Below are 11,805 nucleotides of genomic sequence, written 5' to 3' on the forward strand. Positions count from 1 at the left end.
CATGGCGGTGACCATGCAGTCGGTAATCGCCGACATCGAAGCCGAAACGGCCGCGTTGCGCGAACTCATCGCACCGCTGCCCGAAGGTCCGCGCGGCTGGGACGCGCCGACTCCGGCCGTGGGCTGGGCGATCCGCGACCAGATCAGCCATCTGGCGTTCTTCGACGACGTGGCGGTGCGCTCGGCCACCGACCCCGACGGTTTCAGCAGCGACTACCTGCCGATGATGGCCGACGGAAGCATCTCACCCGACGTCATCGCTGAGCGCTACCGTCAAATGCCGGCTGCCGACCTGCTCGCGTGGTTCGACACGTCGCGTGCAGCCCTCGTTGCGGCGTTCGCGGACATTGCCCCGGCGACCCGCCTGCCGTGGTTCGGGCCGACGATGAGCGCGGTCTCGTCGCTGACAGCGCGACTCATGGAGACCTGGGCGCACGGCCAGGACATCGTCGACGCGCTCGGCGCGACCCGCGAGGCCACGGCACGGCTGCGGCACGTGGCCCACATCGGGGTGGGTGCGCGCGCTTTCAGCTACCTGGCCAACGGTCTGGACCTCCCCGCGGACCCGGTACGCGTCGAGCTGACCGCTCCGGACGGCAGCGTCTGGACGTGGGGGCCAGCCGACGCCGCCAACCGCGTGAGCGGGCCGGCGCTGGACTTTTGCCTGTTGGTGACCCAACGCCGCCACCGCGACGACACCGCTTTGGTCGCCGACGGACCGCTGGCCGACCAGTGGCTCGCGATCGCCCAGGCCTTCGCGGGGCCCCCTGGCGGCGGGCGCGTGGCGGGCCAGTTCGCAGGGGGTCAGCGGTGAGCGTCCCGGTCCGCATCGGCAACTGCTCCGGCTTTTACGGCGACCGCATCGCCGCAGCCCGCGAGATGGTCGAGGGCGGACCGATCGACGTCCTGTGCGGTGACTATCTGGCCGAGCTGACCATGCTCATCCTGGCCAAGGCCCAGGCCAAAGACCCGTCCGGCGGGTACGCGCGGACTTTCCTCACCCAAATGGAACAGGTGCTGGGCACCTGTCTCGATCGTGGCATCAAGGTCGTCGCGAACGCGGGCGGGCTGAATCCCGCCGGCTTGGCCGCCGCGTTGCGCGAGCTGTCCGCACGTCTCGGCCTCACCGCGCGCGTCGCGCACGTCGAGGGCGACGACCTACGTGGCGACCTCCACGCAATCACGCCGCCCGTCGGCGACATCAAACCGGTGTCGGCCAACGCCTACCTCGGCGCCTGGGGCATCACCGAGGCGCTGCATTCGGGCGCCGACGTCGTCGTGACCGGCCGGGTCACCGACGCATCCCTCGTGGTCGGTCCCGCGGCCTGGTGGCACGCCTGGGCACGCGCCGACTGGGATCGGCTCGCGGGTGCGGTCGTCGCCGGGCACGTGATCGAGTGCGGCCCTCAGGCGACGGGCGGCAACTACGCGTTCCTCGACGAGATCACCGACCGCCGCTACCCGGGGTTTCCGATCGCCGAGGTCGCCGAGGACGGCTCTTCGGTGATCACGAAGCATCCCGGCACCGGGGGACTGGTCTCAGTCGGCACGGTCACCGCCCAGCTGCTCTACGAGATCGCTGAACCTGCCTACCTCGGCCCCGACGTCGTCGCCCACTTCGACACCATTCGCCTGGCTCAACAGGGTGAGCACCGTGTCGCGATCAGCGGTACGAAAGGCAGTCCGCCGCCGGACACGTTGAAGGTGGCGCTGAACGAGGTGGGCGGCTTCCGCAACACGATGACCATGGTGCTCACCGGCCTCGACATCGAGGCCAAGGCGGCCTTCGCCGAACAGCAGCTCTTCGACGTTCTCGGCGGACGCGACGCCTTCGACGAAGTCGACGTGCGACTGTTGCGTTTCGACGTCTCCGATGCGCCGACGAACGAGCAAGCCTGCGCGCACCTGCGTGTGACGGTGAAGGACGCCGACCCGCGAAAGGTGGGCCGAGCCTTCTCCGGCGGGGTCATGGAGATCGCCCTGGCTGGTTTCGCCGGCTTCCACACCACCACGCCACCGTCCTCGGAGACCGCGTTCGGCGTCTACCGGCCGGCCTACGTTCCGCGCTCGGCCCTCACGCACGTGCTCGTCGACGCCGACGGCAATCGGCACGTGATCCCTGACCCGCCGACCGGTGCGGTCCCGCCGGCTGGGATCGCCCCGCCCGCGAAGCTGCCGGCGCCATCCGGGCCGACGCGGCTCGCGCCGCTCGGGTCGGTACTCGGTGCGCGGTCCGGAGATAAGGGCGGCAACGCCAACCTCGGACTGTGGGCACGCGACGACCCCGGTTACGCGTGGGCGCGCGAGTACCTGAGCGTCGAGCGGCTGCGCACACTGCTCGGGCCGGAGACGGCGCACCTGCGCATCGAGCGCTTCGAACTGCCGAACCTGCGCGCGCTCAACGTGGTGGTGCACGGCTTGCTCGGTGACGGGGTGGCCTCCTCGACCCGGCCGGACGCGCAGGCCAAGGGGCTCGGGGAGTACGTGCGATCCCGAGTGGTGGACGTTCCCGAATCGCTGCTCGACACACACTAAATCCGGTGCGGGGCGCCGTCTACCTGCTGTGTAACCGCGCGGCTGAACAGCGCCGCAACGGCCGCGGCGGCCAGCATCGCCTCAATCGTCGCGTCGTCCAGCGACGCCGGCATGTACGCGGACGCGTTGAGCAATGACAGCACGGCGGCGACCAGGCCCTGTGCGCGCTCACGGTCCAGATCGCCCCGTGCTCGTACGAGCGCGTCGACCCAGAAGGACTCGTACCTGTGCTGTCGGCGTCGCAGGGCACGGGTCGCCAGCGGCGACAGCGAGCGGTGCTCGCGGGCGTAGACGGCCAACAGGCCGCGTCGTCGCGCGCCGAAGGCCGCGTGTAGGTCGACAAGGGCGTGCAGGACCTCCGTCGGTGTGCCGGCGTTGGTGGCGCGCCGGGCGCCGGCCAGCAGCTCAGTCATGGCGGCGTCGCATAACTCGCGCAGGATCGCGTCCTTGTTCTGAAAGTGCCGGTAGACGGCCGGCCCGCTCACCCCTGCTGCGGCACCGATGTCGTCGATGCCCACGGCGTGAAAGCCTTGCCGCGCGAACAGGTCGGCGGCGGCCTCGAGGAGCAGTTTGCGGCGCAAACCGGCCACTTTCAGGCCTCCTGTCGATTTGTGGTTACGTTGTTCGCCGTCCGATCCGCTGGGCCGGGCTGGGATCCTACCGGCGCTGGGGTTGCCTGCGTCGGCACCCGCCGCACCAAATCAAGGGAGGTGAACGAAACCGCTAGCCCCCGCCGATGCTGTCGCATCCTCTTCTCAGTTCATGATTTAGGGGCCCTGCTTCGAACCCGCGATGTGCAGCGGCACGACTCAGCGCAAAACGACTCCGCCCTCGATGCCCGTGAACTGCGCGCGCAGCTCGGTCTTGAGCAGCTTGCCGGTGGCATTGCGCGGCAGTTCGGCGACGAAGTGCACGTCACGCGGACACTTGAAGTGTGCCAGCCGCTCCCGGCACCACGCTACGATCTCCTCGGCGCTCGGCGCCTGTGTCGCCGGGTCGGCGACCACGACCGCGACGACGCGTTCGCCCCACTTCGCGTCCTTACCGCCGATCACGGCGGCGTCGAACACCGCCGGGTGGCGGAAGAGAACCTGCTCGACCTCGATCGGGTAGACGTTCTCGCCGCCGGAGATGATCATGTCCTTCTTGCGGTCGACGAGGGTGATGAAGCCCTCGGCGTCCATGCGCCCGAGGTCGCCCGTGTGGAACCAGCCCCCGCGTAACGCCTCGGCGCTCGCCTCGGCCTTCATCCAGTAGCCGGTGAACACATTCGGGCCGCGCACGATCAGTTCGCCCACGGTGTCGGTCGCGACGTCGCGGTCGTCGTCGTCGACGATGCGGGCGTCGACATGCATTGCGACGCGGCCGATCGACCCGGCCCGCGTGCTGACGTTCTCGGCGTCGAGGACGGTCACCAAGGGAGCGGTCTCGGTCATGCCGAAGCCCTCGGTGAAGGGCACGCCTCGCTCGCGCATGAAGTCGATGACCGTGAGGGGGACGGGCGACCCGCCGCCCATGGCGAAACGCAGCGCAGACAGGTTGAAGGAGTCGAAGTCGGGCACCTGTGTGAGTGCGGTCCACATGGCCGGCACCATGAACTGGACCGTGACGTGGTGGTCGGCCATCGCCTGTAACGTCGCTCGCGGCTCGAAGGACGGCATGATCACGCTGGTGCCGCCGACGTACAACAGCGGCAGGGTGTGTACTCCCAGCCCGCCGATGTGGAACATCGGCGCCACCGCGACGGTGACGTCCTCGCCCCGCAGGCCGATGTCGGTGCCGAGGACGTTGATCGCGTTCCATAGCAGGTTGTCGTGGGTGAGGATCGCGCCCTTGGGTCGGCCCGTCGTCCCCGACGTGTACATGATGAACGCGGGGTCGCGGCCGTCGACGTCACCGTTGAGCGGTTCGGGCGCGGCGCCCGAGACGACGTCTTCGTAGCCGAGCTCGCCCGGCGCCGGCACCCCACCGGCGCGCACGACATGGCGCACGCGGACTCCGGACTCGGTGACGGCGCTCCTGGCCTGCGCGGCGAACGGCTCGTGGAAGACCAGAACATCGGCGCCTGAGTCGGCCAGGATGTAGCCGATCTCGGGTCCGGCAAGGCGCACGTTGAGCGGAACTGCAAGTGCGCCGATTTTGGCGCAGCCCAGCAGCACCTCGATGAACTCGGTCGAATTGACCAGCAGCATCGCGACCCGATCGCCCTTGCGCACGCCGAGGGCGATGAGTGCGGCGGCGACCTGGTTGGTGCGCCGATCGAGGTCGGCGTAGGTGATGTGCGCGCCGTTGCTGATCAACGCGGTGCGCCCGCCGTTGAGGAAGGCGCGCCGGCTCACCCACTGACCGATGCCGAGTTGCATTCGATTCCCTTTCATTCCGCGGCGACTCAGTAGGACGCGGGCAGTTTCAGGCTGTGCTGCGCCACGAAGTTGAGGATCATTTCGCGGCTGATCGGCGCGGTGCGCATGAGCCGGGCCGGACCCCACAACGTGGCGAGGCCGTACTCGGTGGCCATGCCGTTGCCGCCGTGGGTTTGAATCGCCTGGTCGAGCGCCAGGATGCCCGCCTCGGCTGCGGCATATTTCGCCATGTTCGACGCCTCACCCGACCCCGGATCGCCGGCGTCGTGCAGGGAGGCGGCACGCTGAGTCATCAACCGGGCCAGCTCAACCTGGATCTTGGCGTGGGCGAGCGGGTGCGATACGCCTTGGTGCGAGCCGATCGGCGTTCCCCACACGTGGCGGTTGCGGGCGTAATCGGCGGCTTTATCCAGCGCGTAGCGACCGATGCCGTTGCCGAGCGCCGCCCCCATGATTCGCTCCGGGTTCAGGCCCATGAAGACCTGGCGCAGGCCCTCGTTCTCCGCGCCGATAAGGTTGGCGGCCGGCACGCGGACGTCATCGAAGAATAGAGTGAACTGCTTCTCTGGAGTGACCGCCTGCACCGGGATGAGTGACTTGGTGAGCCCGGGGACATCGGTGGGCACGACGAGCAAGCTGAGTAGTCCGCGACCACTGTCGTTGGTAGACGTTCGGGTGACGACCAGGATCGCTTCGGCTTCGTCGACACCAGAAATGTAGTACTTGGTGCCGTTGATGACCCAGTCGTCGCCGTCGCGTTTCGCGGTCGTGGAGATGTTGTGCGAGTTCGAGCCCGCGTCCGGCTCGGTGATCGCGAATGCCATGATCGTCTCGCCGCTGGCGATGCCCGGCAGCCACTGCTGCTTGAGTTCCTCACTGCCGAATGCCTGGATGATCGTGCCGCAGATGGTCGGCGAGACGACGGTCATCAGCAGCGGGCAGCCCGCCGCGGCGAGCTCCTCACCGACGATCTGCATGTCGTAGATGCCGCCGCCGCCGCCGCCGTACTGCTCGGAAAGGTTCACCCCGAGGAAGCCCTGTTTGCCCACGGCCTGCCACAGCTCGGTGCTCTTCCCGCCGGCCAGCGACTTTTCCAGGTAGTACTCGTGTCCGAAGTCCTTGGCGATCTCGGCGACCGCCTTGCGCAGGTCCTGACGTTCCTCTGTCTCGTGCAATTCCATGACACTCCTCACATCGGTATCGACGCGCCACCGATCGGGAGCGCGCCGGCTTCATTAGAGCTCCGTGGCGTCCGACGCCACTTCACCGCCGTCCACCGCCTCGACCACGGCGAGGACGTCACCGCTCGAGACCTGATGGCCGACCTGGACCGGCAGGGCGCTCAGCACCCCGTCGATCGGGCTCGCGACGGTGTGCTCCATCTTCATCGCCTCCAGGACGACGAGCGTTTGACCGGCTGACACCGTCTCGCCCTCGGCGACCGGTAGTCGGATCACCGAGCCCGGCATCGGCGCGGTGAGCGACCCGGGCGGGTTCAGAGTGCTCGGGTCGACGAAGCGTGGCGCCAGCCGCAGGGCGGAGTAGCCGGCGACCGAGTCGAGGTGGGCAACATCGCCGTCGAGGACGACATCATAAGTGCGGCGCACCCCGTCGACGCGCAGCACCACCCGCTCGCTACTGCCCTCGACAACCTCGACGTCGGCCAACGGCTCGTCGTCGACCTGCAGGCAGGTCCCTGTCGAACCTAACGTGTACCCGACGCGCACTTCGCGCCCGCCCTGGGTCTGCCAGGTTGTGGTCTGCGGCTGCGAAGGGTTGTTGCGCCAGCCGGCGGGCAACGTGGCCTGCAGAGTTGCGACGGCACGCCGCGCGGCCACCCCGGCCACGGTCGCCGCGACGGCGTGCAGGCGCTCGGACTGCGTGTCTGGGAGGGCAGCGCCGAGTTGGGCGACGTCGTGTCGGTCAAGGAACCCAGTGTCGGTGCCCCGCCCGGCGAACTCGTCATGGCGCAGGACGCGAACAAGCAGGTTGCGATTGGTGGTCACGCCGTGAATACGGGCGCCGGCCAGCGCCGCCGAGAGGCTGGCAAGTGCCTCGTCGCGCGTTGGTGCCCACGCGATGACCTTGGCCAGCAGCGAATCGTAGTAATGACTGATGACCGAACCGGCACGAAAACCCGAGTCAACCCGCACGCCGGCAAGCGCCGGGACATCCAAGGTGCGCAGGGTGCCGGTACAGGGCCGGTAGTCATCGGCCGGATCCTCGGCGCACAGCCGGGCCTCGACCGCGTGACCGCGAATTCGCGGGTTGTGCATCTCCTCAGGCAGCGGGCGGCCCATGGCTACGAGCAGCTGGGCACGCACCAGGTCGAGGCCGGTGATCAGCTCGGTAACCGGGTGCTCGACCTGCAGCCGGGTGTTCATCTCTAGGAAGGCGAAGGAGTCGGCTTTGCCATCCTGAGCGGCGTCGTAGACGAACTCGACCGTCCCGGCGCCTACGTAGCCGACGGCGCGCGCGGCGGCGATGGCGGCCTCGCTCATCCGAGCGCGCAACGCGTCGTCGACGACCGGTGACGGCGCCTCCTCGATCACCTTCTGGTGTCGACGCTGCACGGAGCACTCGCGCTCGAACAGAGAGACGACGTTTCCGTGCGTGTCGGCCATGATCTGGATCTCGACGTGGCGTGGGCGCTGGACGTAACGCTCGAGGAAGACGGTGCCGTCGGCGAACGCGGCGGCGGCCTCACGCGAAGCGGAGGTGACCGCTTCGTCGAGCTCGTCCGGCGACGCGACAATGCGCATGCCTCGGCCACCGCCGCCGGCGCTGGCCTTGACCAGCACGGGGTAGCCGACGTCGGCGGCCAGCTTCGCCAGCTGCTCGGCCGATAGCCCCGTCGTGTCGCCACCGGGCAGCACAGGCACCCCCGCGTCGGACATCGTCTTCTTGGCCTGCAGCTTCGAGCCCATCGCGTCGATCGCCCCGGGCGGCGGACCGATGAAGACGAGGTCGGCGGCGGCACAGGCGCGCGCGAACCCGGCGTTTTCCGAAAGGAAGCCGTAGCCGGGGTGTACTGCGTCCGCGCCGGTGAGCGAGGCAGCGGCGATGATCCGGTGGATGTCGAGGTAGGTCTCGGCGGCAGACGAGCCGGGAAGGTGCACGGCCTCGTCGGCGTCGGCGACGTGCCACGCGTCGGCGTCGGCGTCGGAATAGACCGCGACGGTGGCGATCCCGAGATCGCGGCAAGTGCGGAACACCCGCCGCGCGATCTCGCCACGGTTGGCGACCAGGACCTTGCGGATCTTGGGCATCGCCATCACATCCGGAACACGCCGTAGCCACGCTGGCCACGGACCTCGCCGTTGTGGATCACCGACAGGCAGAACCCGAGAACGGTCCGCGTATCGCGGGGATCGATGATCCCGTCGTCGTAAAGTCGGCCGCTGTTGGCCAGTGCGACGGATTCGCGCTCGATCTGTTCCTCGACGGCGGCGCGCATCTGGGCGTCGGCCTGCTCGTCGAAGGGCAGCCCGCGGTCGGCGGCGGACTCGCGCGCCACGATGGACAGCACTCCGGCCAGTTGCGCCGGACCCATCACGGCCGACTTCGAGTTAGGCCAAGCGAATAGGAAACGCGGTGAGTACGATCGCCCGCACATGCCGTAGTTCCCGGCACCGTAGGACGCACCCATGGTGATGGTCACGTGGGGGACCGTGCTGTTTGATACGGCGTTGATCATCTTGGCGCCGTCCTTGATGATGCCGCCCTGTTCGTACTCGGCACCGACCATGAAACCGGTGGTGTTCTGCAGGAAGATGAGGGGGGTGTCGATCTGATTTGCCAGTTGGATGAACTGCGAACCTTTCTCGGCCTCCTCACTGAACAGGATGCCCCGTGCGTTTGCGAGGATGCCGACCGGGAAGCCGTGGATCGAGGCCCAGCCGGTGACGAGTGACGTGCCGTAGAGAGGTTTGAACTCGTCGAAGGCCGAGCCGTCGACCACTCGGGCGATGACGTCGCGGGGGTCGAAGGGCACCTTCGGATCGACCGACGCGATGCCGAGCAGCTGATCGGGGTCGTGCACCGGTGGGTGCGGCGGCGTGGTGGGTCCGGGGCCGTTCTTCCGCCAGTTGAGCCGCGCCATGATGCGACGGCCGATGCGGATCGCATCCTGCTCGTCCTCGGCCATGTAATCGGCCAGCCCCGAGGTGCGGGCGTGCATGTCGGCGCCGCCGAGCGACTCGTCATCGGAGACCTCGCCCGTGGCCATCTTGACCAGCGGCGGACCGCCGAGGAACACCTTGGAACGGTTGCGCACCATCACGACGTAGTCGCACATGCCCGGGACGTACGCACCTCCCGCGGTCGAGTTGCCGAAGACCAGGGCCAGTGTCGGCAGCCCCGCTGCGCTGTGCTGGGTCAAGTCGTGGAACAGCTGTCCGCCGGGCACGAAGATCTCTGCCTGTGTGGGCAGGTCGGCGCCGCCAGATTCGACGATGTTGATGATGGGCAGTCGGTTCTCCCGCGCGATGGCCATGCCGCGGAACACCTTGCGGAAGGTATAAGGGTTCGATGCGCCGCCGCGGACGGTGGGGTCGTGGGCGATGATCATCGACTCGATGCCCTCGACCACGCCGATGCCTACCACCACGCTACCGCCGACGGGGAACTTACTGCCCCAGGCGGCGAAGGGGCATAGTTCGAGGAACGCCGTGTCGGGGTCGAGCATCAGCTCGATGCGCTCGCGGACAAGCAGCTTGCCCCGCTTACGGTGGCGCGCAACGTATTTCGCGCCGCCGCCGCCGTTGACCAGCGCCAGTTGCTCCGCGATGGTGTCGAGTTGCGCGCTCAGTCCTTCGCGGTTCTTGAGATAGCCGGGCGCGGTGTCGTCGACCCGATCGGGCAGGACCTGTACCAAAGTTTTCCTTCCGGGCGAGCATCGACGTCGATCTACTAGGCGCTGATGTTAGCCGCAATTAACATCAGGTGACAACGGCGCAGGCGGGCGTCGGATTTGTTCCGCGCCGTGGTTCCGTCGAATGGCGAGGATCGAAGCGGTGCGTTCGCTGCAGATCGAGCGATCGAAGGAATTGACTGGGGAGGGACGGCACACAGGGCCCGTGCGAGGTCGTATCGAGTTCCTCGTCCGGCGCGCGTGGAGTCTACGGTTCGCGATCTCGGGTGAACACCCGCAGCGATTGTCAGTGTCGCGCCATGCCCTTCAGCCAACCGAGTAGTGCATAACGCCGGTCGGCCAGAATCTATCGGGTCTCCTCGGCTTTGGCCAGCGGCGGAGCGGCCTGATCAGGCGCCTGTCCGAGGGTATACAGGCCGAGAATGCCGAGAAAACCCGCACAGTGCTCGATGAGCATTTCAGTCGAGAGGTTCAGTTGTCCATCTATCCAGCGACGGAGTATCTCGAACAGGCCCCCGACACCGTAGGTAGCGGCGAGATCTGCGACTTGGAGCACATCGCTGGGTATATCGAGGTGCAAGCGGGCCTCTCTGAGCACCAGCTCCGCAAAATCGGTCATCAGATCGCTTCGCAGCTGCCGAAGGAGGGGTTCTGCGCCCGACTCGACAAACAGTATGCGGGCCATGCGGGGATCGTTCTCGATCACCTGAACCAGGGCCTTGATCGGAGCGTAAGCCAGTTCTTGAGGAGCAACCGTGTCGTCCGGAATGGCGCTGGTTATCACCGCTTGGAAGGTAGTGGAGATCTTGGCAAATACCGCACGCAAGAGCGCGTCTCGATCGCGAAACTGTTGGTAGAAGTACCGGCTCGTCACTCCTGATTTCGCACACACGGCGGTCACGGTGCACGCGGTAGCTCCGTGGGTGCCCATGATTGAGACCGCGGCATCAATCAACATCACGCGACGCTGTGCATCGCGTTGAGTTGCGGACAGCCCGCCATAGACACGTGCTGGACTCATGTCCTACAGTCTGGCAGTCTTATCTGACAAGGCATAAAGTCAGATCCAAACTTCGAGGAAGGACCTCAAATGTCGGACGATCAAGCCCCGACCCCGACCCGGGTGCTGCCAAAACCCAGGCGCGTTCGGTTTCCGATGCCGACCTCCACGAAGCGGCAACATTTTGTCGATGGCGACCTGGTGATGAGCCATTTCATCTCGGTGCTTTCTGCGACGTTCCCGGAAGGCGAGGATTTCTTCATCCGCTCGGTCAGGAACTTCCAGAGTTCCATCGACGATCCCCAACTAGAGACAGCGGTCAAGGGTTTCATCGGACAAGAGGCCACACATCGACACCAGCATCGTCTCCTAAACGAGCGACTCCAGGTCATGGGTTATCCGACCGCGCGAATCGACCGTCATGTCGGACGCTTGATCAAGCGATTGGAACGGCGCTTTTCGCCGGAAATGCGGCTGTCCATGACCTCCGCGTTGGAGCACTACACCGCTACGCTGGCAGAAATCATTCTTACCAGCGAAGACGCCCAGAAGCTCATCGGCCAGACAGAGGTTCGACCGATTCTGCTGTGGCATGCCTTCGAGGAGTCGGAGCACAAAGCGGTTGCCTTTGATGTCTATCGGCTGGTGGGAGCAACCGAGCGCACCCGTGTACGGGGCATGCGGATCGCTTCAGTAATTCTGTTCGGCGAGCTCATTCTGCAGACTGCCTTGTCTATGGCCGCTGATAGAGCCTCATATAACCCGGTCACCCTGGTGCGCAGTCTGTACCGCTTTAGTCGCACCCCGATGTTCACCGCCGATGCGCTGCGGCGTTTCCGTTCCTACAATCGCCCGGGTTTCCATCCTGATGATTGGGACAGCGCCGCGGTCCTGGAGCATTGGAGCAAAGAACTGTTCGACCAAGACGGTTCACAGCGAGTTATCGCTTCGTCGGGACCCTGCGTGCCAGGGTGAGTTGAGTCCAGTGGTTCATAGCAAACCGGCCTGATGCAGGGCGAGATACGGATCAACAC

9 protein-coding genes are annotated in these 11,805 nt (G+C 66.7%); 3 read left to right on the forward strand and 6 right to left on the reverse strand.

Going from position 1 to position 11,805, the window contains the following annotated elements; genetic code table 11:
* Position 1 precedes the first annotated feature (1 nt).
* Both AO501_RS23405 and AO501_RS23410 read left to right on the forward strand, forming a co-directional pair.
* Positions 2-814, forward strand: coding sequence for a TIGR03084 family metal-binding protein (locus AO501_RS23405; RefSeq protein ID WP_011560590.1), 813 nt, complete (start codon positions 2-4; stop codon positions 812-814).
* A complete protein-coding gene (locus AO501_RS23410; protein WP_011560589.1) occupies positions 811-2,535 on the forward strand; it encodes an acyclic terpene utilization AtuA family protein in 1,725 nt (574 codons plus the stop codon). The genes AO501_RS23405 and AO501_RS23410 overlap by 4 nt, the downstream gene beginning before the upstream one ends.
* Here the strand turns inward: AO501_RS23410 and AO501_RS23415 are convergent.
* From AO501_RS23415 to AO501_RS23440, 6 genes are all read right to left on the reverse strand, one after another.
* Entirely contained in the window at positions 2,532-3,125 is a 594-nt protein-coding gene (locus AO501_RS23415; RefSeq protein ID WP_011560588.1) for a TetR/AcrR family transcriptional regulator, read from the reverse strand. The genes AO501_RS23410 and AO501_RS23415 overlap by 4 nt on opposite strands.
* 219 nt (positions 3,126-3,344) lie before the next feature.
* The gene (locus AO501_RS23420) at positions 3,345-4,898 is read right to left on the reverse strand and encodes an acyl-CoA synthetase (RefSeq protein ID WP_011560587.1); all 1,554 of its coding nucleotides are present in this window, start codon (positions 4,896-4,898) and stop codon (positions 3,345-3,347) included.
* A 26-nt stretch (positions 4,899-4,924) separates the two neighbouring features.
* Positions 4,925-6,079, reverse strand: coding sequence for an acyl-CoA dehydrogenase family protein (locus AO501_RS23425; protein ID WP_011560586.1), 1,155 nt, complete (start codon positions 6,077-6,079; stop codon positions 4,925-4,927).
* A gap of 54 nt (positions 6,080-6,133) precedes the next feature.
* Positions 6,134-8,167 carry a biotin carboxylase N-terminal domain-containing protein gene (locus tag AO501_RS23430; protein ID WP_005116476.1) on the reverse strand — a complete coding sequence of 678 codons (2,034 nt, stop codon included), beginning with the start codon at positions 8,165-8,167 and terminating at the stop codon, positions 6,134-6,136.
* A gap of 5 nt (positions 8,168-8,172) precedes the next feature.
* The gene (locus AO501_RS23435) at positions 8,173-9,774 is read right to left on the reverse strand and encodes an acyl-CoA carboxylase subunit beta (protein WP_011560585.1); all 1,602 of its coding nucleotides are present in this window, start codon (positions 9,772-9,774) and stop codon (positions 8,173-8,175) included.
* A 343-nt stretch (positions 9,775-10,117) separates the two neighbouring features.
* A complete protein-coding gene (locus AO501_RS23440) occupies positions 10,118-10,792 on the reverse strand; it encodes a TetR/AcrR family transcriptional regulator (protein WP_011560584.1) in 675 nt (224 codons plus the stop codon).
* A 69-nt stretch (positions 10,793-10,861) separates the two neighbouring features.
* Between AO501_RS23440 and AO501_RS23445 the strand changes: the two genes are divergently transcribed.
* Positions 10,862-11,746: a metal-dependent hydrolase gene (locus AO501_RS23445; RefSeq protein ID WP_055579974.1), complete on the forward strand. Its 885-nt coding sequence runs from the start codon at positions 10,862-10,864 to the stop codon at positions 11,744-11,746.
* The last annotated feature ends 59 nt before the right edge of the window (positions 11,747-11,805 follow it).

Origin of the sequence: Mycobacterium gordonae, from assembly GCF_001417955.2 — a bacterium.
Classification (GTDB): Bacteria; Actinomycetota; Actinomycetes; order Mycobacteriales; family Mycobacteriaceae; genus Mycobacterium; species Mycobacterium gordonae_B.

What these genes read in the sequence shown, in the direction of transcription:
- AO501_RS23405 (WP_011560590.1), top strand. Translation starts at nt 2, where the DNA reads ATGGCGGTGACCATGCAGTCGGTAATCGCCGACATCGAAGCCGAAACG.
- AO501_RS23420 (WP_011560587.1), bottom strand. Translation starts at nt 4,898, where the DNA reads ATGCAACTCGGCATCGGTCAGTGGGTGAGCCGGCGCGCCTTCCTCAAC.
- AO501_RS23425 (WP_011560586.1), bottom strand. Translation starts at nt 6,079, where the DNA reads ATGGAATTGCACGAGACAGAGGAACGTCAGGACCTGCGCAAGGCGGTC.
- AO501_RS23430 (WP_005116476.1), bottom strand. Translation starts at nt 8,167, where the DNA reads ATGCCCAAGATCCGCAAGGTCCTGGTCGCCAACCGTGGCGAGATCGCG.
- AO501_RS23440 (WP_011560584.1), bottom strand. Translation starts at nt 10,792, where the DNA reads ATGAGTCCAGCACGTGTCTATGGCGGGCTGTCCGCAACTCAACGCGAT.
- AO501_RS23445 (WP_055579974.1), top strand. Translation starts at nt 10,862, where the DNA reads ATGTCGGACGATCAAGCCCCGACCCCGACCCGGGTGCTGCCAAAACCC.